Below are 21598 nucleotides of genomic sequence, written 5' to 3'. Positions count from 1 at the left end.
GGCCGCCCCCGCGCCCCGGCACTACCCGATTGCGCGGCGCAAGGGCGTGGATCGCCCGCTGCGCTGAGCAGCGTATGATCGGCGCGCGGGCCTGCCCGCCGTTGAAGGTACCGACATGGATCGTTTTTCCCGCCTGCCCCGCGCCGCGCTGCTGATCGCCAGCCTGCTGGCGACCGCACCGGCCTGGGCCAACAGCACCGCCTGCCGCGAGCGCTCCCCCAGCGTGGCGTCGCAGGCGGCGATGCTGGACGTGGCCTGGACCACCGCCGAACGCCTGGACGCGCTGCCCGATGTGGACGTGGTGGTGGCCGCGCGCGGTGGCCAGGACCTGAGCCGCTATGGCCTGCGCCACAGCCACCTGGCCTTCCTGCTGCGCGAGGACGACGGCCGCTGGCGCGCGATGCACCTGCTCAACCGCTGCAAGACCGACAGCTCGCAGCTGTACCACGAGGGCCTCGGCAACTTCGTCGGCGAGAGCGGCGGCCATACCGACCTGCGCATCGGCGTGCCGTCGGCACCGTTGCGTGCCGCACTGCGCGCGATGCTGGTGCCGCCGTCGATCCAGCCCAAGGCGCTGCACGAAACCAAGTACAACGTGGTCGCCTACCCGTTCGCCACCGACTACCAGAACTCCAACCAGTGGGTGCTGGAAGTGCTGGCGGCGGCGATGGCGCAGGCCGAAGGCGCGCCGGCCATCGTCAAGCGCGAACAGGCACAGCAGTGGCTGCGCCAGCAGAAGTACCAGCCCAGCGTGCTGCATATCGGCCTGGGCAAGCGCGTGGGTGCGCGCCTGTTCGTGGCCAACGCCACCACCACCGACCATCCGGCCGGCGAACGCATCTCCGGCAACTATTCGGTGGTGACGGTGGAATCGGCGTTCGACTTCCTGCACCAGCGCAGCCAGCTGCAGCAGGAACTGGTGATCCCCCATGTGCCGGTGGCCGGTGCCACCGCCGCCTCGCCCTGAATCCCGCAAGGAGAACGACATGCGTCTGCTGCACAACTCCCTGGTATCGATGCTGATCGTCACCGCGCTGGCCTGGTCATCGGCCGCCCATGCCGAACGCCGCATCGTGATCATCCATGACCCGGGCCCGCAGGGACCGAGCCTGGAAATGTCCACGCAGATGGTGGCCTCGGTCCGCGCCGCCGCGGCGAAGGAAGCCCAGGATGCCGCCGATGCCGGCCAGCCGCTGGCCCGCCCGCAGCAGATCAAGCTGCCGCAGATGGAGGTGAGCGCGATTGCCACCACCGTCGATGGCCGCCGCGAAGTGCTGCTGCGCGATGCCAACGATCCGCAGAACACCGCATCGATGCAGTACCCGCGCGGCATCGGCGACCCGGCCGTGCAGTTCACCGTGGGCCAGACCGTGAACTTCGAACCGACCGGCGCGGACCAGGGCTGGCAGTTGAAGGACAACCAGGGCCGCCCGTTGGAATACCTGCCCGAGGCCACCGGCCCGCGCGACATCTTCGATACCCGGCGCTGAGCCGCCGTCCCCACGCTGACCAGGAGGTCTCCATGTTCCGTTGCCTGCGCGTTCCCGCTTCTGCCCTGCTGCTCTCCGCGCTGCTGGTGCCCACCGTCCATGCCGGCGCCGCGCCGCAGTTGAACAGCAGCGAGGCCAGCGTGATCGTGACCTCATTCGTGGTGCTGTCGCTGCCGATGGCGGCCTCGATGGGCCTGTCCGAACTGTCCAAGGCGCCGTTCAAGGCCAGCGAACGCAATGCCAGGGCGACCCGCACCAAGGCGGTGCCGCTGCCGCCAATGGAAGTGAAGAAGGTGGAGACCACGCCCACGGGCGAACGCCAGGTGCAGTTGCAGGTACCGGACAAGGCCGACCACACCGCCACCCTGCGCTGGCCGGTGCAGCCGCCGGGCGAGAACCCGACTGCAGCCTTCGTGGTCGGGCAACGGGTGCATTTCGACCCCACCGAGGCCGGTGCCGGCTGGAACGTGAAGAGCGCGCAGGGCCAGACCCTGGCCTATGTGCCGACGGCCTATGCCGCCGGTGATGTGATGAGTGAAGCGCTGTAAAGCTGAACGACAGGTTTTGGCTTTGCCGCAGGCCGGGCGGATAATGGGCGATCCCCTTTGTCCCCCTGGCTCGCCATGTCCGTGCGTCCTGCCCCTCTGTTTGCCCCGCTGACCCCGCGCGCCCTGGTGCTGGCGGTACTGGCCATGGGTGCAGTGGTGCTGCTGTCCAACGTGCTGGTGCAGTACCCGATCAACGACTGGCTGACCTGGGGCGCCTTCAGCTATCCGGTCGCGTTCCTGGTCAGCAACCTGATCAACCGCCGCTTCGGCCCGGGCCCGGCGCGCCGCGTGGCGTGGATCGGTTTCGCGGTGGCGGTGCTGCTGTCGATCTGGGTGGCCACCCCGCGCATCGCCATTGCCTCGTGCTCGGCGTTCATCGTGGCCCAGCTGCTGGACATCACCGTGTTCGACCGCCTGCGCCGCGGCAGCTGGTGGCGCGCACCGATGGTGGCCACCACCTGCAGCGCGACGGTGGACACCACCCTTTTCTGGTCGATCGCGTTTGCCGGTTCTACCTTGCCGTGGGTGAGCTGGGCCGCCGGCGACCTGGCAGTGAAGCTGGCGATCGGTGTCTGCCTGCTGGCCCCGTTCCGCGCGTTGTTGTGGAAGATGGCGCCGCTGCGCGCCACCAGCTGACCGCCATTGATCCGGTGGGTGCCGACCGTTGGTCGACACGCCCTGCAGAACTCATCGCTGCCGACAGATTGTGCCGACCAACGGTCGGCACCTACCAGGAGCGGGCCACCGAAGGGCCATTGATCCGGTAGTCGCCAACCTTGGTTGGCGCTTTGCATTCATGCCAACCAAGGTTGGCATCTACCAACGGCGTGCCATCGAAGGGCCATTGAGCCGGTGGGTGCCGACCGGTGGTCGGCACCTACCAACAGCGGGCCATCGCAGGGCCATTGATCCGGTAGTCGCCAACCTTGGTTGGCGCTTGGCATTCATGCCAACCAAGGTTGGCATCTACCAACTGCAGTCCTCCGCCATCCGGCACTCAGGCGAACGGCAGCTCTGCCGCTCTGCACGCCGCCGCAATCGCTGCACACGCCTCTTCAATCGCCGGCGTGGTCGGGGCCAGCCGCGGGCGCCGGTCCAGTGTGCAGGCCAGGCCCACGTCCAACAGCGTGGCGTGCGCGCCATGCAGCGCCTGCGCGGTGGCATCGGGCAGGAAACCAGCACCAGCCAACGCATCGATCAACGACGGCGTATCGCGCGGCTGCAGCAACGCCACGTGCCGCGCACTGCGCGCAAGCACACCGGTCTGCAGCAGGAATTCCAGGTCCACCACGCCGCCCGCACCCTGCTTCAGGTCCAGCCGTGCGGCGTCGCTGCGGTCCAGTTCGGTGCGCATGCGCCCACGCATCTTCAGCACGTCGGCATACAGCACCTCCATGTCGCGCTCACTCCCCAGCGTCTGTGCACGCACCTGCTCGAAATCGGCCAGCAGGCTGGCATCGCCGGCCACGCCACGCGCGCGCACCAGCGCCTGGTGTTCCCAGGTCCACGCACGTTCGCGCTGGTATTCGGTGTAACTGGCCAGCGAAGACACCAGCGAACCCTTGCCACCATCCGGGCGCAGGCGCACGTCGATGTCGTACAGGCGGCCGGCGGCGGTGACCGCACCGAGCAGCGCCATCACCTTCTGCGCCAGCCGCGCATACCAGCGCCCCGGCTCCAGCGGACGCGCGCCGTCGCTAGCCTCCACGCCGGCCGGGTTGTCGTGCAGGAATACCAGGTCCAGGTCGGAACCGAAGCCCAGTTCAAGCCCGCCGAGGCTGCCGTAGCCGATGATCGCGAAACGTCCACCGGGAATCGCGCCGTGCGCGGCGCGCATGTCCGCCTCGGCCATCGCCAGCACGGTGACCACCACCGCCTGCGCCAGTTCGGCCAGTTGCCGCGTGCTGTCCACCGCGCCCTGGCGGCCGTCCAGCGTGGCCATCGCCATGCGGAAACTGAGCGCCAGCCGCGTCTCGTTGAGCCAGCGCAGTGCCGATTCGGGATCTTCCACCGCCAGCACCTGCTGGCATTCGGCCAGCATGCCGGCCGCATCGGGCATCGGCCCGGACACGCGCACATCCAGCAGTTCATCCAGCAGCAGCGGATACGCGACCAGCCGCTCGGCCAGCAGCGCGCTGCGCGCCAGCACATCGACCAGACGCGCCAGCGCGCTCGGTTGTTCGTCCAGCAGCGCCAGATAGCTGGTCCGGCGCAGCACCGCCTGCAGCAGGCCAAGCACGCGCTTGAGCGCGGCATCGGGCTGCGGCGAACGCGTGGCCGCATGCAGCAGCGCCGGCAGTACGCGATCCAGCCGTGCACGCGCGGCGTCGGACAATGACTTCACGCCGGTGCCCTGGGCGAAATCGCGCAGCGACTGATCGGCGCCATTGGCATCGAGGAAACCGGCTTCGGCCAGCAACGGCGCGTTGCTGCCCTCGGGCAGGCTGCGCCAGTAGTTGGCCAGCGCGTCGGGCGCGGCCTGGCCCTTGCGCGGGGCCAGCAGCGCGGCGAATTCGGTGCTGACCCGCTGCTGCTGTTCGGCCAGGGCCGCGCGCAGTACCTCCCAATCCGGGTAGCCGAGGCCGATGGCAATGCGCGCGCGGTCCAGCGCGTCGCTGGGCAGCACGTGGGTCTGCGCGTCGCGCAGCATCTGCAGGCGGTTCTCCAACCGGCGCAGGAACAGGTAGGCCTCACGCAGCGCGCTGCCATCGTCGGGCGCAATCTGCCCGGCGGCCACCAGCGCGTCCAGTGCCACCAGCAGGCGGCGCTCGCGCAGCGCGGGCTCGCGGCCACCGCGGATCAGCTGCAGCGCCTGGCACAGGAACTCGATTTCGCGGATGCCACCGGCGCCGCGCTTGATGTCTTCGTGCAGCTCGCGGCGCGCGACTTCGGCGGTGATCGCCGCCTTCATCTCACGCAGGCCGTCGAGCGCGGTGAAATCCAGGTAGCGGCGGTATACGAATGGGCGCAGGGTCTGCAACCACGCTTCGCCGGCGTCGATGTCGCCGGCCACCGCGCGCGCCTTCAGCCACGCATAGCGCTCCCAGTCGCGGCCTTCGCGCTGGAAGTACTGATCCATCGCCGCGAACGACAGCGCGACGCGACCGGCGCTGCCGAACGGGCGCAGGCGCAGGTCGACGCGGTGGCTGAAGCCATCGACCGTGGTTTCGTCCAGCAGCTTGGCCAGGCGCTGGCCGAGGCGGGCGAAATACTCCTCGGCGGCCAGCGCGCGCGGACCGTCGGATTCGCCGCCCTGCGGGTACGCATAGACCAGGTCGATATCGGAACTGAAGTTGAGCTCGCCACCGCCGAGCTTGCCCAGGCCGAATACCACCAGCTGTTGGGGGACGCCTGCGCCATCACGGACCACGCCGTGCCGCTGTGCGAATTCCTGCTGCAGGGCGTCCAGCGCCAGCCGCAGGCAATCCTCGGCCAGGGTGGTGGCGCCAGCCAGGGTCTGCGCCACGTCGTCCAGCCCGGCCAGGTCACGCCAGATCAGCCGCGTGGACATCGCGGTGCGCCAGCGCCGCAGCTGTGCCGGCCAGTCGCTGGGTTGCAGCGGATCGAGCACCGGCGCCGGGATCGGCGGGCAGCCGGGCGCGGCCAGCTGCGCCAGCAGCGCCGGTTGCCGCACCAGGGTGTCCAGCGCGAAGTCGCTGGCCACCGCCAGCCGGGTCAGCAGCGGCAGCAGCTCGGCCGGAACGGGCTCGGGCAGGACCTGGGCCAGGCGCGCCAGGGCGCGGTCGACAAGGGGCTGCAGGGTGGCGGGCAGGTCAGCGGTGGCGAGGGTCATGCGCTGATTCTCGCGGGGTCGGATCCCTTTGCCAACGGCGAAGGGCTCTGACCCCAGAGTGCTGGCACTGCGCGGGTCAGAGCCTTTTGCCCGTGGCAAAAGGATCCGACCCGGTGTGTCGCGCGCATTCATACTGGGCGGCAGGCAACAAAAAAGCCCGCTTGCAGCGAACTGCCAGCGGGCTCTGCTCCCTCCCCCACGTCGGGATGCAGGGCCATCGTGCGGGCTGCGAAAGCACTTTGCACGCTGCACTGCAAAACAAAACCGGTGGGTATGGGTGACCCCGGTGGGGAAAAGCCATTCCACGAAGGTAGAACCCCCCGTACGGATGAGGATGGCCGATAATCGGCTTTCCCCCCAGAAACACTGTCGTCATGTCTGTTGATCGCATCGCCAACGCGCGTCTTCGTGACCGCGTGGTCTCCGCCGAGGCCGCAGCCGCGCTGATCCAGCCCGGTGAAACCGTGGCCATGAGCGGCTTTACCGGCTCCGGGTATCCCAAGGCCGTTCCCGTGGAACTGGCCCGCCGCATCGAAGCGGTGCACGCCCAGGGCCAGCCCTTCCAGATCAAGCTGATGACCGGCGCCTCCACCGCGCCGGAACTCGATGGCGCGCTGGCCAAGGCCGATGGCATCGCCATGCGCATGCCGTTCCAGAGCGATCCGGATGCGCGCAACCGCATCAACGAGGGCAAGCTGGATTACATCGATATCCACCTCAGCCACGTCGCCCAGCACGTGTGGTTCGGCTTCTACGGCGAGATCGATACCGCCGTGATCGAAGTCTCGGCCATCCGCGAAGATGGCTCGCTGGTGCCCTCCACCTCGGTCGGCAACAACAAGACCTGGCTGGACCTGGCCAAGAAGGTGATCGTCGAGGTCAACGAATGGCAGCCGGCCGGCGTCGACGGCATGCACGACATCTACTACGGCACCGCGCTGCCACCGCACCGCAAGCCGATTCCGCTGGTGAACGCCAACGACCGCATCGGCGACACCGCGCTGCGCTGCGACCCGGACAAGATCGTGGCCGTGGTGCGCACCAACGGCCCGGACCGCAACAGCCCGTTCAGTCCGATCGATGCGACCAGCGAACAGATCGCCTCGCACCTGATCGAGTTCCTCAAGCACGAGGTGAAGAAGGGCCGCCTGCCGCCGAACCTGCTGCCGCTGCAGTCGGGCGTGGGCAACATCCCCAACGCCGTGCTGGCCGGCCTGGCCAGGAGTGGTTTCCGCGACCTGGCCGCGTTCACCGAAGTGATCCAGGACGGCATGCTCGACCTGCTGCGCGATGGCGTGCTGAGCTACGCCTCGTGTACCGGCTTCGCGCTGAGCCCGCAGGCCAACGAGACGTTCAAGGAGAACATCGATTTCTACCGCGAGCGCATCATCATGCGCACGCAGGAGATCTCCAACCATCCCGAACTGGTGCGCCGCCTGGGCTGCATCGGCATGAACGGCATGATCGAGGTGGACATCTACGGCAACGTCAACTCGACGCACGTGATGGGCACGCGGATCATGAACGGCATTGGCGGTTCGGGTGACTTCGCCCGCAACGGTTTCCTGTCGGCGTTCCTGAGCCCGTCCACTGCCAAGAACGGCACCATCTCGGCGATCGTGCCGATGGCCAGCCATGTCGACCACACCGAGCACGACGTGTCGGTGATCGTCACCGAACAGGGCCTGGCCGACCTGCGTGGCCTGACCCCGCGCAAGCGCGCGCAGGTGCTGATCGACAACTGCGCGCACCCGGATTTCCGCCCGCAGCTGCAGGATTACTTCGACCGTGCCAGCCGCGAAAGCTACGGCAAGCACACCCCGCACCTGTTGCCCGAAGCACTGTCGTGGCACCAGCGCTGGCTGGATACGGGCACGATGAAGGGCTGACCCCGGGTCCGGACATCGGGTAGAGCCGGGCGCTGGCCGGCTTCCCCTACAGCCGGCCAGCGGCCGGCTCTACCTTCACGCGGTGCGCAGCGCCGCCAGCGATTCGGCCTGCAGCCGCTCGTAGATCTCGAACTCGTCATTCACCGCCACGCCCAGCGCCTGCTCGAAAGCCTCGCGGTTGGCGTGCGCGGCATACGCGCGCTGTTCTTCGCCGCCCAGGTTCGACTGGAAGATGCCCGCGGCACTGACCGGCAGGAAATCCTCGTAGACGATCGGATCGGCCGTGGCCAGGCCGGCGGCCACCAGCACTTCGGCAGGCAGATCGGCCACGCGTTCCGGCGCGGCGCGGCCGGCGTCGGTCAGCTGGTAGCGGTAGTAGCCCAGGCCTTCCTGGCGCAGCGTGTCATGGTCATCCGGGAAGCTGGCGAACACCGCCTGCAGGCGCTGGCCGTAGTCGCCGCCGGTGCTGCCTTCGCCACCGGCATCGCGTGCCTGCGACAGCAGCTGGTCGTACAGCGCGCGGCCCTTCGGGGTCAGCGCAAGGCCGCGTTGTTCGATCTCGCCGAAGCGCGCGGTATGGGTGCCGGCATCGCCACCGTCCGCATCCGGGAAATGCACGGCCTCTTCCAGCGCCTTGAAGCTGGTCTGGCGCAGCAGGATCGGGCAGGCGCGGCGCGGCGGCCCTTCGATCACCGCCTTGGCCGCCATGCCGTGCTCGATCATTGCCGCCTGCGCCGCGTCGATGTCCAGCGTGCGCGGGGTCAGGTGGTTGATGTGCGGGCCACGGAAACTGACCACGTCGGCCACCAGGCGGTGCGCATTGTGCAGCGCGTGGTAGGTCGGCAGATCGACCGTGGCATCGCCGTGCCAGCGGAAGGTTTCCAGTGCTTCGTCGACGAAGCGCTCGGCGTCGGCCTGCGACAGGCCACCGTCACGCTCGGCCTGGTCGATCAGCGCCAGTGCGCCGTCGGTGAAAATGCGGCGGCGTGCCAGGATCTTCGCCGACTCGGCACGCAGGGTTTCGTCTTCGATCAGCTCCAGGCGCAGCAGCGAGGTGAACACGCGGAACGGATTCTGCGCCAGCGCGGCGCCGGTCAGCGGGCGGAACGCGGTGGAGTGCACCGGCACGCCGGCTACCGACAGGTCGTAGTAGCCGACCGGGTACATGCCCATCACCGCGAACAGGCGGCGCAGCGTCGCCAGCTCCTGCGCGGTGCCGACGCGGATCGCGCCATGGCGCTCTTCGTCCAGGCGCGCACGCTCGTCGTTGCGCTGCAGCTGCGCGGCCAGTGCCGGGTCCTGGGCAAGCACCTGCGCGTTGATCCGCTCCACCAGTTCCACCAGCGTGCCGTACAGCGGCACTTCGGTGCGGTACATGCGGGACATGGCCTGCGCGAACAGGCGGCGGATCACATCAGGCGAAACGAAAGAGGCGCTCATCAGTCACTCGATTACGGGAACGGGGAACAGCTCGGACCCGTATTGTCGCCGGAGCGCGCGGCGGCGGCGATACGCAGAGCAACATGGCCGGGTAGTGCCGGCCGCTGGCCGGCAACCTCCTGATGCCTGTAAGGGTGCAGTTGCCGGCCAACGGCCGGCACTACCGCTTCAACTGGCGCTTCAGGGTGGCATCCAGGGTGATCGGCCGGTCCCAGTGCTGGTAGCTGGCCACGATGGCATGCCGCACAGCGCGGTAATGCAGGTTGTCCGGCTTGGCCGGCATGCGCTTCACCACCGCTTCCCAGCCGCCCTCCGGGTCCTGGCTGAAGGCGCGCACGCTGTCGCGGCAGGTCTGGCCGCTGGCCTTGGCCCAGAAGCAGGCGAAATAGATATCCCCGGCCTGCCAGCCATGGGTGGTGAACAGCGCATTGATGTAGCCGCGGGGGACATCGGCGTAGCGCGACACTTCATCGAGGAAGGCATCGGGGTAGCGTTCGGCGTAATGGTTGATGTCCTGCAACTGGGCATCGATCCAGCGGTCACCGGTTGCCACCTCATACGCAGCCGAACGCTCGGCGGTCTGCTGGGCCAGCACGGTGGCCGGCGCCAGCAGCAGGGACAACAACAGCGCGCGCAGTCGAACGTTCATACCACGATTCTGCCGCAGCTGCCGGGCCCTGTCAGGCCGCCGCAGCGGCCTTGGCCTCGATCGCCGCCAGTGCGGCCGGCCAGTCGTGGGCGGTATCGGCGGTGACCATGCGCGGTTCGTCGTCGGCCACGCCGTGCTGGGTCTCATGGGCCCAGGTCACGGCGTACGGGGTATGCACGCCCCAGCCACCCAGGGTCACCACCGGCTCGATGTCCGAGCGCAGCGAGTTGCCGACCATCACGAAGCGCTGCATCGGCAGTTCGAATTCGGCCAGCACGCGGGCGTAGGTTTCCGGGTCCTTCTCGGAAACGATCTCGATGCGCGGGAACAGCTCGGCCAGGTTGGCGACCTTGATCTTCGCTTCCTGGTGGAACAGATCGCCCTTGGTGATCAGCACTACCGGGTAGTGCTCGGCGATGGCCGCCACGGCTTCGCGCACACCGTCGATCAGTTCCACCGGGTGGCGCAGGGTATCGTGGCCGATATCCAGAATGCGCTGGATGTCCTTGGCCTCGATGCGCTGACCGGTGATGTCGATGGCCGCTTCGATCATCGACAGGGTCATGCTCTTCACGCCGTAGCCGAAGGTGCCCAGGTGGCGCTGCTGAACTTCCAGCAGGTGGCGCGCGGTCTGGGTGTCGTGCACGTCGACATAGCGCGACAGCAGGTCAAGGTAATCCTGCTCGGCCTTGCGGTAGTAGTCCTCGCTCTTCCACAGCGTGTCGTCACCGTCAAAACCGACCAGGCCGATGGCGCGCGACGGCGCAGGCGTGGACGTGTTCATCGGCCAAGGATACAGGGGTGGCGATGACGAGAAAAACCCGGGCGGCCGCAGCCGCCCGGGTCCCCATGCACCGGTCTTCCCGAATCAGGTCTGGATCAGCGGCCCTGCGCCGCGCCGGCACCCGCACCGGCCTGCTGCGCGGCCACGTAGGCCTTGTACTCGTCGGCGCTCAGCTCGCCGTCCTTGTTGGTATCGGCCTGGTCGAACACCTGGGCCAGGCCGGCGTTCACCTGCGCCTCGGTCTTGCTGATGGTGCCGTTGCCATCGGTATCGATGCTGGCCCAGGTCTGGCCACCACCGTTGGCCTGCGCCGAGGCCGCTGCGGCCGCATCGGTCGCCTGGTCAGCCGCCTGCCCGGCCTGTGCTGCCGCCTGCTGGGCCTGCGCCGCTTCATTCTGCGCATGTGCGGCCTGCTGCTTGGCCGACTGGGCCATCGCCGGAATGGCCAGCACGCTGCCAGCGGCGACGATCAGGGCGATCAGGGGCTTGCGGTTGCGAATAGTCATCAGGGGTGTCTCCTGCATATTGGGTGGTGTTGCGCGGCCTGTTGTTTCCGCACGGCACCTACCCTGCCACCGCGTTTCTGAATCGATTTTGGGCCGCGACCGGCCTCCACACGCACGATTAACCACTCGCATCCACGCATGCTTTAGCGCGCTGGTTAGCGAGGAGTGAGCAGCTCATAAGATGCGCATTCAGCGCCTCTGCATTTAACCGGCAGGCAACGAAAAACCTGCGTCAGTCGACGGTTTTTTCCGATGACCGCGAACTGAACAACACCCATCCCAAGGCGACACCGGCGAGCGCGCCGGCGATTTCCAGCACCACGCGACTGCCGAGTTCGTTCGGATCGTGGATGGTGGCGAGGAACAGGCGCGCGTACAGCGGCGACTCCAGCCGCACGATGCCCATGTAGAACAGCTTCCATGCATCAATGCCAGCGGAGATGATCACGGCGATGACACAGGACCAGCCGATCGCGTGACCCGCTGTCCAGTGCAGGAGCCGGCACAGCTGCGACCACAGGAAGTACACCAGCAGCCCGACCAGCAGGGCGATGGCGCCGGCTTCCAGGGTGCCGAGCAGGCCGAAGTGCAGGGGAAGGTTCATCGGGTGGGCAGGGATGAAGAGGCGGCCAGTGTAAGGGATCTGCGCCGGACCCAATCGGCAGCCACAGTGGATCCACGCCATGCGTGGATGAATCTCCATCCAAATCGAATATCTCGACGATTGAACAAGGAGCAGCCGAGCATGGGCTCGGCTCTACAACGGACCACGCGGGAAACTGTCAGAGGCGGGGCGGTGCCGGAATGCGGGGTGTCAGCCGCATGGATGCGGCTGCCAAGCCTCCATGGACGGATTTACGGCGTCCCCGCACTCCGGCACCGCCCCGCCAACCCACGGAAAGCAAGCTGTTGCTGTTGCGTCTGATGTTGCCGGCCAGCGGCCGGCACTACCGCGGGTGCAGGGCGAGCCCTGCCGATGCCCTACCTCACCGGGACGTCGTACGCGGTGCCGGGATCCGGTTCGGGCTGCAGGGTGTAGTGCCACCACTCCTGCGGATAGTTGACGAAGCCCCGCCGCGCCATCGCGCACACCAGCTGCTGGCGATTGGCCTGTTGCGCATCGCTCAATCCGCTTGCCTGCGTATGCGCGCGTGGACCGAAGAAATCGAAGTCGGTGGCCATGTCCAGCGGCGTGCATGCACCGCTGCGGCAATCCAGCAGGCCCAGATCAACCGTGGCGCCACGACTATGGCCAGAGCGCTCGGCGATGTAGCCGTCGGCCAGCAACCGTGGTTTGTCCAGGTCCGGGTACTGCTGTGCCTTGCGCGAGCGCTCGCGCGGATCGTTCACCCAGGCCATGAACGCCTGCACCGAACGCACCGGCCGGTAGCAGTCGTAGAGGCGCAGGCCGAAGCCATCGCCGCGCAGGTCCTGTTCCACCTGTGCCAGCGCCTTCGCCACCGGCGCCAGCAGATAACACGATGGCGCCTCGTAGCCGGGCACGCGCGCACCGGTGAAGTTGTTGGCACCGGCATAGCGGATATCCAGGTCGATGCGCGGCGACAACGTGCGGATCTCCACCAGTCCGGCGCTGGCCGCGTCGGTTGCCGGTGAAACGCGCGGTGGCTCAGCGGCGCGGGTGGTCGCCGCCAGCGCAGTCGCCAGTACGAGTGAAATGCAGGTCCTGGAAGTCATAGCTGAAGTCGATGTCCGGGTCGATGGCGCGCAGGTCCAGCGTCGGTGCCGGGGCTTCGCCCGGCTGCAGCCACGCCTGCGCCTCGTCGCCCAGCGTATCCCAGCGCAGCAGCCAGCGCCCCTGCAGCTGCAGCACCGTGGCCTGCAGCCGGGGCGACTTGTCCACGCTGAAACGCAGGCCGTCCTTGCCCGGGCAAAGCGAGGCCGCGCCCAGCCACGGATCGCGGTAGCGGCCCTGCCAGCGGGACAGGTCCGTACGGCTCGTCTCCTGCGCCGCCGCGGTGGATGGCCGCGAATGGCCGGTCGCGGCCCGCGTTGCCTGGTCAGCCTTCAGTTCGGCCAGGTATTCCATCGCCGGGCGCGCATCGTCCGCTGCGGTGAAGCGCTTCAGCGCGGCCTGCATCAGGGCCATGCGTGCGTCCTCGCCTTCGCCGTTGATCAGCATCACCACGCCCACCTTCCGGTCAGGCAGCAGCGCCAGCGACGAGTACATGCCCGACAACGTGCCGGTGTGCGCCACCTTCCACTGGCCGTCCATGTCAGACACGCGCCAGCCATAGCCGTAGCCGTAGAAATGCGCATTGTCCCAGCGCCGCTGGCGCTCGCCCAGCGGCATCGGCATGTGCAGGGTCCACAGCGTGCGGCGCTGCTCCGTGTCCAGCCAGCCGGGCGCCAGGGTGGGATCGAGCAGCACCTGCATCCAGCGCGTCATGTCGCGCAACGAACAACGGATGCCGCCGGCCGCCATCGACGGCAGGTCCGGGCTGGTTCCACCATCGGCGTTCACCACTTCATTGCGTTCGCCACGCCAGGCATGCGGCTGCGCTACGTTGCCCACGCGTTTCACCGACCACGCCCCCACCTGGCAGCGCGTCATGCCCAGTGGTTCGAACACCTGCTCGCGCATCAGCTGGTCATACGGCTTGCCGCCCGCCGCAGCGGCCACTTCACCGGCCACCACGTACATCAGGTTGTCGTAGGCATAGTGGCTGCGGAAGCTGCTGACCGGCTTCAGGTGCGCCAATCCGGCGATGATGTCGGCACGGGTGAACGTGTTCGGCTCCGGCCACAGCATCAGGTCCCCGGCGCCCAGGCCCAGGCCGCTGTTGTGGATCAGCAGGTCGCGCACCTGCATCTGCTGGCCCACCCACGCATCGTGCATGCGGAAGCCCGGCAGATGCCGCTGCACCGGATCATCCCAGCGCAGCCTGCCCTGCTGCACCAGCCGCGCCAGCAGTGCAGCAGTCATCGCCTTGCTGTTGGAGGCGATCTTGAACAGCGTGTCCTCGTCGATGCGGCCGCCATCGCCACGCGCGCCCTCGGCGTGGCGATAGACCACCTGCCCGTTGTCGACCACCGCCATCGCCAGCCCGGGCAGGTGCTCGAGCTGGACGACGGCAGCGACATCGGCATCGAGGGAGGCGGTCGCGGTGGTCTGTGCCACCGCAACCGGGAACACCGCCAGCGCCGCCGCGCAGACGCAGTTTCGAGCCTGCCGTGCGGGCTTCAGTAGGCCCATGTCACGGTCAACTGCGCATAGCGCGGTGACTGGAAGCCGGTGCCGTAGCGGTACAGCGGGTTCGGCGTGCCGATGCTGTCCTGCGGCTCGTAGTCCTGGTCCACGGTCACCACGCGCTGCTGGTTGAGCACGTTGTACACCGCCAGCTTCAGGCGCAGATCGGTGGGAATCGGCACCTTGTACGAGACGCTCACGTCCAGGTCATAGGTCCAGGGCGTGCGGCCATCGCCACCGCGTGGCGAATGCACGAACACGCGCTGGGACGGAACCGTCGCCTGGCAGTTGGACACGCACACGTAGTAGCTGTGGAAGTCGGTGTCGTCGAACGGATTGCCGGCGCCGAAGCGGGTAATCGGGCTGCCCGACTGCACGCCCAGGGTGGCGGCCACGCTCAGGTTCTCGGTCAGCGCGTAGCTGCCTCGGAACTTGAACTGGTGGCGGCGATCATTGGCCAGGTAGCCATAGCCCCCGTAGTTCACCCACGGATTGTCGAAGTTCTCGGTGCGCCCTGCATCGGCGAAGTCGGTATCGGAGTTGACCGGGCCTTCTGCGTTGCCGCGCCCGTATGCAAGGGTGTAGGAGGCGTTGAAGCCCCACTTGCCGTCCCAGGCGCGGTCGACCTGCAGTTCCAGCGCCTTGTAGTCACGCTTGGGCTTCACCCAGCCGCGCTGGCCGACATAATTGCCGTTGTCGTCATACAGCGCCCAACCTTCCTTCGAGGTGTCGATGCTGATCCAGCCATCGTTGCGGCCGTCGCAGTCGGTGTCACCCCACACGGTGTTGGTGCGCCCCGGGTTGCCCATGATCCACACGCCGTCGATGGCACCACACTGGCCGGTCGCGGTGATGTTCATGTCATCGATGGCATTGTGCAGGCGCCGGTAGGTCACGCTGGCGCCTACCGACCAGGCCTCGTTGATCATCTGCTGGAAGCCCAGGATCGCTTCATCCTGGTAGACCGGGTCCATGTCCCGGTTCACTTCCGCGCGCAGGTCCGGCACGCTGCCGTCGCCCTGCGAGTTGTCCACCGGGCCGATCTGCGCGCCCAGGTTGGGGATGTTGTTGGCTGCGCCGGTGTAGCCGAGGAACTCGTACCAGGTGCGCTCGTCGAGGAAACCACCGGCCTGCTTGATGTTGATGACGTTGGCCACCGGCAGGAAGTATCGGCCCAGGTTGCCGAACACCTTGGTCGTGCCATCGCCGCGCACGTCCCAGGAGAAGCCCAGGCGCGGGGCCAGCATGTCGTCGATCTTGATGTAGCTGCTGCCGTCGCCGCCCTTGTTGTCGAAGGCTTCCAGGCGCAGGCCCATGTTCAGCAGCAGATTCGGCGTCACCTGCCAGTTGTCTTCCAGGTAGTAGGCCGAGTTGATCGTCTCGAAGGCCCCGTCCACTTCATAGCGGCGGGTGCGCACGACCACGCCGCTGGCCGGCACCACGCCACCGTTCAGCGAGCTGCCGGGAGTGCGGTAGTAGATGTCGTAGCGGAAGCCGCCCGGGCCCGGATAGGCGCGGCTGTAATCGGAGGTGTTCTCTTCCCGATCCAGGCCGAACCGCAGCAGGTGGTTGCCCAACGTCCATTCGAAGTCCGCGCGCGCGGCCTTGCGCGTGTCCAGCGCCGACTCCAGCTGCGAGCTGCTGGTGCAGCTGCGGTCGCCCTGCAGTGACGGCGGCACGCCCTGGCCGGCCGTGCGGTTGTCGAACACGCGGTTGCAGTTCTGGTCCATCAACGAGCTCTGCACACGGTTGCGCTTGTTCTCGCCGTACATCAGCTTCATGGTCAGGTCGTTGTTGACCTGCCAGCTGTAGGTACCGGACCAGTTCTTGCCACCCACCGTGTTGTAGATCTGGTTGCTGCGCTCGCCCACGGTCTGCCCCGTGGCGTAGTCGTAAGCGTAGACGTCGGTGAGGGTCTTGCTCTTGTCCGAGAAGCCGAACAGCGACAGCATCTGGTTGTCGGTGATCTGCCAATCGATCTTGCCGCCCCAGAACGGGTCATCGGCCTTGCCCTGGCTCAGGCGCGTGCCGGCATCATTGGTCGAGGTGGGACGGTAGTCGCGCGCCTCGTACATGCCGAAGAAGAACAGGCGGTCCTGCACCAGCGCACCGGAAGCGAACACATTCAGCGCGCTGCGGCTGTAGTCGTCGCGGCTGGCGGTGATGTAGCGGCTGCCGCTGCCGTCGTAGCGGTCGCGTGCCTGCGACTGCCACGCGCGCGGCTCGAACACCAGTTCGGCACCGGCCTTGAAATCGTTGCTGCCCGAGCGGGTCACCGCATTGATGACGCCGCCGGTGCTGCGCCCGAACTCCACCGAGTAGCCGCCCGTCTTGACCTGGAATTCCTGGTAGAACGAGAACGGCACCGACGAGAAGCCGACCCGGTTGTAGAAGTCGGTGACGTTCAGGCCATTGATGTAGACGGTGTTCTCGGCCACCGACGAACCGCCGAAGGAAATGCCCTGCCCGCCCAGCGACCCCTTGCCCTTCACCGCGCCCGGCGCGAGCAGCGCCACCGCGGTGATGTCACGGTCCACTGGCAGGCGCGACAGCTCCTCGCGGGTGATGTTGGTGGCCGACTCGGTGGACTTCACATCCACCATCGACACCACCTGCGGCGCCCGCACTTCGACCGTGCCCAGGGTACTGACCGCACCCAGCGGCACGTTCACCGTGGTCGCGCTGCCGAGACTGACCGTCACCTGGCCGACACGGCTGGCGCCTCCACCCGGCAGGCTCACCTCCATGTCATAGGTGCCGACGGGCAGCAGCGGAATGCGGTAGCTGCCGTTGGCTTCGGCCTGCACGGAGCGCACGAAGCCCGTTGCCGGGTTGCGTACGGTCACCGTGGCACCGGCCGGTACCTGGCCGGCATCGCTGACCAGCCGGCCGACCACTGAACCATCCTGTGCGAATGCGCTGGGCGCGATCACGCCCAGACACGCCCCCAGAGCGACGCACAACGCCGCCCGCTTGATGCTGTAAGCCTTCATCCCCTGCTCTCTCCTGCAAGAATTGAATGGTGTGGAATGCGATGTGTCGCGCTAGCGTTGCCTGGCTGGCAGTACCCGCCACTGGAAGTCGTAGCTCCATTGGTCGAAGTACAGGTTGCCGCCTGCCCACTCGGCCTCGCCGCGCTGCGAGTCGACCGTTTCCGAGCGGAAGTGCTGCTTGGCCGGCACGAGGGGCTGGCCGAAATCATCGTTGAAGGCGATGCGGTAGCCATCGAGGCCACCCAGGTAGAAGTTGCGCAGGGCCGGCACATCGCTGGCCAGTGCGCCGGTGGTCACGTCCATCGGCAGCCAGCCATACGGCGCCAGGTAGACCTGTCCCCAGTCATGCAGGTTGTTGTAGCCACTGCCATCGTCGGAGAACACCATGCCCGACTGCCAGCGCGCGGGAATGCCATTCAGGCGCAGCAGCGCGATCAGCAGCAGGGTCTGCTGCCCGCAATCGGCATGGCCGGAACGCAGCGCGTAATCGCTGATGTTGCTGAGCGTGGAATATTCGCGCGCACCGGCCCAGGGAATACGGTCGACCGCAGCAAACAGCTTGCGCACCACTTCATATGGGCGCGTCTCGCCCTGCAGCACCTGGTCGGAGAACAGCCTCAACGCAGGGGTGAAGCGCACATGCGGCAGCTGCTCGGCCAGATACGGCTTCAACGCCGTATCGGCCGGGGTGGGTTGCACCACGGCCGGGTCGATCGCGGTATGCCGGGCGAAGATCGTGACCGCGTAGCGGATCTCGAAGCGGGTCGGCTGCCCGGCCACCGCTTTGGCCTCCAGATAGGCCGTGCGTTGCAAGGTGCTGGCCGGTGCCACCCGCGCCTTGCCTGGGCTGCTGCCCAGCCACTGCACCTGCTCCTGCTGGCCGGGGATCTCGCGTGGGTACGGAATCCAGGCACGCACGGTTTCGCCGGCCGGCACGGCATCGGCCTTCACCGTGAGCGATTGGGTGAATTCGATACGCTGCGGCAGCACCGACGCCCGGCCACTCTGTTCGGCCGCGGCAACCACGCGCGCGTGGTGCGCGTTGAGCACTTCGTTGGGCCCCGGAGGCGGCATCGGTGCATCCGCACGGCGGCGTGCGCGTGCTTCGTCGCTGAGCAGGAACAGGTTCGACGGTGCGCGCTTGAAGTACCAACGCTCGCCATCGATATCGAGATGCTCGATCAGGCCAAGCTGGTCCCAGCGCGCGAATTCCTCGTCGGTCAGGTCGGGAATCCAGCGGCGCACGGCAGACTTGGCGGCGGTTTCGTCGAGGGAAAGATCCAGGCGGATGCGGCGCATGCGCTCACGCTGGAACGCGCCTTCGGCAGCATCGCTCCCTGTCGCCAGCAACGCATCGGCGTCGCTGAAGCGGCCGCCGTCGATCAGGTCGATCACCTGCGCCTGGCGCGCACGCTGCTGGCTGCTGCGCCCGTCTGCCGCCTGCGTGACCGACACCCACAGCAGCAGCGCGGCACACAGGCCGGCAGCAGCAGGCAGACGCGGTTTGCGAATGGCAGGATCCACAGCGACACTTCCCCAGCGCGGGTGGTAACGGCTGTGTAACACGGGCCGGGATGCCGGTCAATAATTTATTCTTGCTTTCGATGCCGAAAGGAATAAATATTCCACAAGGCATTCGAGGAGGGTGTGCACCGCATGAGCCTGGCTTCCCGCGAACGGCACCGGCATTGGCCGCGCCGCTTGACCCTGGCCCTGTGCCTGCTGGCCGCACCGGCCTTTGCACAGGCCGCCCCGGCGCCCGATCCCGGCGCACCGCTGCCCTATGTGATCGGCCTGCACGAGGCCTACCTGACGCCGCAGTACTGGGCGGCGCGTCTGGACAACGCCGATGCGCCGATCCTGGATCGCGCGCAGATCGAGGCGCAGAACGCACGGATGCGGGCGCAGGACAGCCATATCCGCGACATCGCGGCGCTGCCAGCCCAGCTTGATGCGGCGACGGTGCGTGCCAGCATCACCGCGCTGTCGAGCTGGCCCACGCGCACCCTCTATAGCGACAAGGGCACGCCCATCGCGCCGGCCCTGCGCAGCGCGATCGAAGCCAACCTCGGCCTTGATGCAATCCCCGCCCAGGTGGCACCGGCCTACGGGCTGGTGGTGAAGCGTGCCGCACTGCGCACCTTCCCCACCCGCGAGCGCGTCTTCAGCACCGTCGGTGACACCGACATCGACCGCTTCCAGGAATCGGCACTGTTCCCCGGCGACAAGGTCGCCGTGGTCCACCGCAGTGCCGACGGCCGCTGGCTGTTCGTGCACAGCGAGCGCTACAGCGCGTGGATCGAAGCCGACGCCATCGCCAGCGGCGACAAGGCCACGGTGCTCGGCTACGGCGCGAAGGGCCCCTACCGGATCATCACCGGTGCCACCGCGCAGACCGCCTACACCCCGGAAGAACCGCGTGTCTCGCGCCTGCAGCTGGACATGGGCGTGCGCCTGCCGGTGCTGGCCGACTGGCCCGCGTCAGAACCGGTGAACGGCCAGCAGGCGCACGCATCATGGGTGGTGCAGCTGCCGGTACGCGAGGCAGATGGTCGCCTGAAACTGGTACCGGCCCTGCTGCCGCGCTCGCAGGACACCGCCGCCGACTACCTGGCCCTGACCCCGCGCCTGTTGCTGCAGCAGGCCTTCAAGTTCCTCGGCGAGCGCTACGGTTGGGGCCACGACTACGACACCCGCGACTGCAGCGGTTTCGTCTCCGAGATCTACCGCAGCTTCGGCGTGCTGCTGCCACGCAATACCAGTGCACAGGCGGTCAGCCCGGCGCTGGATCGCCTGCCGTTCACCGGCAAGGACGGCAAGGCACTACGCGACCGTGCCGTCACCGACCTGAAGGTCGGCGATCTGGTCTACATCCCCGGCCACGTGATGATGGCCATCGGCCACGTCGACGGTCGTACGTGGGTGATCCACGATACGGCGGGCGGCAGCTGGTTCGGTGCCGACGGCACGCGCGTGCAGGCCCATCTCAATGGTGTTTCGGTCACGCCGCTGGAGCCGATGATGGCCAGCGATACCGTCCGCTACATCGACCGCATCACCAACATCCAGCGCCTGCGGGCCAAGACTCCTGAATGAAGATCACCGCCATCGAACTGGGCATGCTGCGCGTGCCGTTGAAGACACCGTTCAAGACCGCCCTGCGCACGGTGGAAACCGTGGAAGACGTGGTGGTGCTGATCCGCACCGACACCGGCAACACCGGCTATGGTGAAGCCCCGGCCACCGCCGTGATCACCGGCGATACGCACGGCTCGATCATCGAAGCGATCCGCCACTTCATCGCCCCGCGCCTGATCGGCCAGGACGTGGTCAACCTCAACCACCTGTGCACGCTGGTGCAGACCGCGATGGAGCGCAACACCAGCGCCAAGGCGGCGGTGGAGATCGCGCTGTACGACCTGTGGGCGCAGCTGCACGGCGCCCCGCTGTACCAGATGCTCGGTGGTGGCGACCCGGTGATCACCACCGACATCACCATCAGCGTGGACTACATCGACAAGATGGTGGCCGACTCGCTGTCGGCGATCGAACGTGGCTTCGAGTCGCTGAAGATCAAGGTCGGCAAGGACATCGGCCTGGACATCGAACGGGTCAAGGCGATCCATGCCGCCGTGGAAGGCCGCGCCCTGCTGCGCCTGGACGCCAACCAGGGCTGGACCGCCAAGCAGGCGGTGCATGCGATGCGTACCCTGGAAGACGCCGGCGTGGTGCTTGAACTGCTGGAGCAGCCGGTGAAAGCGGCCGACATCAGCGGCCTGAAGTACGTCACCGACCGCGTCAACACGCCGGTGATGGCCGACGAAAGCGTGTTCAGCCCGAGCCAGGTGATGGACCTGATCCAGCAGCGCGCGGCCGACATCATCAACATCAAGCTGATGAAGACCGGCGGCCTGTCCAACGCGATCCGCATCGCCGACATTGCCGGCATCTACGGCGTCCCGTGCATGATCGGCTGCATGATCGAATCGAGCATCAGCGTGGCCGCCGCCGTGCACCTGGCCGTGGCCAAGAGCGATGTGATCACCAAGGTCGATCTGGACGGCCCCTCGCTGGGCCAGTTCGATCCGGTCAGCGGCGGCGTGCATTTCAACGAATCGGAGATCAGCATCAGCGACGTGCCGGGGCTGGGCATCACCGAAGTGCGCGGGCTGGAGATGCTGGGTTGATTTCTGCCTTGCGGCTGACGTTGCCTGCCACTGACGCTGGGTCGCGCGTTACTTTTCTTTTCGCGAAAAGAAAAGTAACCAAAAGAAACGCTCCGCCGGCCGCGAGCCGGT

Annotated in this window: 17 protein-coding genes; 7 read left to right on the top strand and 10 right to left on the bottom strand. The window is 67.4% G+C overall.

What is annotated here, in order from left to right; all coding sequences use genetic code 11:
- Window positions 1-115: 115 nt before the first annotated feature.
- The 4 genes from VG566_RS19115 (at window position 116) to VG566_RS19100 (ending at window position 2674) form a co-directional block, all read left to right on the top strand.
- A complete protein-coding gene (locus VG566_RS19115) occupies window positions 116-967 on the top strand; it encodes a DUF2145 domain-containing protein (RefSeq protein WP_241884870.1) in 852 nt (283 codons plus the stop codon).
- A 19-nt stretch (window positions 968-986) separates the two neighbouring features.
- Entirely contained in the window at window positions 987-1490 is a 504-nt protein-coding gene (locus tag VG566_RS19110) for a hypothetical protein (protein ID WP_241884871.1), read from the top strand.
- Window positions 1491-1522: 32 nt separating this feature from the next.
- On the top strand, window positions 1523-2038 hold the full coding sequence (locus VG566_RS19105; protein WP_241884872.1) for a hypothetical protein: 516 nt from the start codon (window positions 1523-1525) through the stop codon (window positions 2036-2038).
- 75 nt (window positions 2039-2113) lie between these two features.
- Window positions 2114-2674, top strand: coding sequence for a queuosine precursor transporter (locus tag VG566_RS19100; protein WP_014645727.1), 561 nt, complete (start codon window positions 2114-2116; stop codon window positions 2672-2674).
- 361 nt (window positions 2675-3035) lie between these two features.
- Here the strand turns inward: VG566_RS19100 and glnE are convergent, their stop codons facing one another.
- Complete coding sequence (gene glnE / locus VG566_RS19095) at window positions 3036-5831, bottom strand: bifunctional [glutamate--ammonia ligase]-adenylyl-L-tyrosine phosphorylase/[glutamate--ammonia-ligase] adenylyltransferase (RefSeq protein ID WP_241884873.1); 2796 nt, start codon at window positions 5829-5831, stop codon at window positions 3036-3038.
- Window positions 5832-6205: 374 nt separating this feature from the next.
- Between glnE and VG566_RS19090 the strand changes: the two genes are divergently transcribed.
- Window positions 6206-7720 carry an acetyl-CoA hydrolase/transferase family protein gene (locus VG566_RS19090; RefSeq protein WP_032960979.1) on the top strand — a complete coding sequence of 505 codons (1515 nt, stop codon included), beginning with the start codon at window positions 6206-6208 and terminating at the stop codon, window positions 7718-7720.
- Between the two features lie 75 nt (window positions 7721-7795).
- On the opposite strand, the gene hglS is transcribed toward VG566_RS19090, so the two are convergent.
- The 9 genes from hglS to VG566_RS19045 form a co-directional block, all read right to left on the bottom strand.
- On the bottom strand, window positions 7796-9160 hold the full coding sequence (hglS, locus tag VG566_RS19085; RefSeq protein WP_014645724.1) for a 2-oxoadipate dioxygenase/decarboxylase HglS: 1365 nt from the start codon (window positions 9158-9160) through the stop codon (window positions 7796-7798).
- Window positions 9161-9320: 160 nt separating this feature from the next.
- Window positions 9321-9809 (bottom strand): hypothetical protein, encoded by a 489-nt coding sequence (locus VG566_RS19080; RefSeq protein WP_049405514.1) that lies wholly within the window; start codon window positions 9807-9809, stop codon window positions 9321-9323.
- A gap of 31 nt (window positions 9810-9840) precedes the next feature.
- A complete protein-coding gene (locus VG566_RS19075; protein WP_014645722.1) occupies window positions 9841-10593 on the bottom strand; it encodes an HAD family hydrolase in 753 nt (250 codons plus the stop codon).
- Window positions 10594-10688: 95 nt separating this feature from the next.
- On the bottom strand, window positions 10689-11099 hold the full coding sequence (locus VG566_RS19070; protein ID WP_014035758.1) for an EF-hand domain-containing protein: 411 nt from the start codon (window positions 11097-11099) through the stop codon (window positions 10689-10691).
- A gap of 232 nt (window positions 11100-11331) precedes the next feature.
- Entirely contained in the window at window positions 11332-11703 is a 372-nt protein-coding gene (locus VG566_RS19065) for a hypothetical protein (RefSeq protein ID WP_012478956.1), read from the bottom strand.
- A 377-nt stretch (window positions 11704-12080) separates the two neighbouring features.
- A complete protein-coding gene (locus tag VG566_RS19060; protein ID WP_241884922.1) occupies window positions 12081-12794 on the bottom strand; it encodes a M15 family metallopeptidase in 714 nt (237 codons plus the stop codon).
- Window positions 12727-14313, bottom strand: a complete 1587-nt coding sequence (locus VG566_RS19055) for a serine hydrolase (protein WP_241884923.1) — start codon at window positions 14311-14313, stop codon at window positions 12727-12729. The genes VG566_RS19060 and VG566_RS19055 overlap by 68 nt, the downstream gene beginning before the upstream one ends.
- On the bottom strand, window positions 14301-17300 hold the full coding sequence (locus tag VG566_RS19050; protein ID WP_241884924.1) for a TonB-dependent receptor: 3000 nt from the start codon (window positions 17298-17300) through the stop codon (window positions 14301-14303). The genes VG566_RS19055 and VG566_RS19050 overlap by 13 nt, the downstream gene beginning before the upstream one ends.
- A 51-nt stretch (window positions 17301-17351) precedes the next feature.
- Window positions 17352-18824, bottom strand: a complete 1473-nt coding sequence (locus VG566_RS19045; RefSeq protein WP_134966455.1) for a transglutaminase-like domain-containing protein — start codon at window positions 18822-18824, stop codon at window positions 17352-17354.
- 132 nt (window positions 18825-18956) lie between these two features.
- Here VG566_RS19045 and VG566_RS19040 point away from each other — a divergent pair, with 132 nt between their 5' ends.
- Together VG566_RS19040 and VG566_RS19035 are read left to right on the top strand one after the other, a co-directional pair.
- A complete protein-coding gene (locus VG566_RS19040) occupies window positions 18957-20396 on the top strand; it encodes an SH3 domain-containing protein (RefSeq protein ID WP_134966454.1) in 1440 nt (479 codons plus the stop codon).
- Window positions 20393-21487 carry a dipeptide epimerase gene (locus VG566_RS19035; RefSeq protein ID WP_014645715.1) on the top strand — a complete coding sequence of 365 codons (1095 nt, stop codon included), beginning with the start codon at window positions 20393-20395 and terminating at the stop codon, window positions 21485-21487. The genes VG566_RS19040 and VG566_RS19035 overlap by 4 nt, the downstream gene beginning before the upstream one ends.
- Window positions 21488-21598 lie beyond the last annotated feature (111 nt).

The organism is Stenotrophomonas sp. CASM114, assembly GCF_049384325.1.
In the GTDB taxonomy this organism is placed as follows: Bacteria; Pseudomonadota; Gammaproteobacteria; order Xanthomonadales; family Xanthomonadaceae; genus Stenotrophomonas; species Stenotrophomonas muris.
The sequence above is the reverse complement of the archived record's forward strand: the minus strand, read 5'-3'. Positions and strand labels throughout refer to the sequence as shown.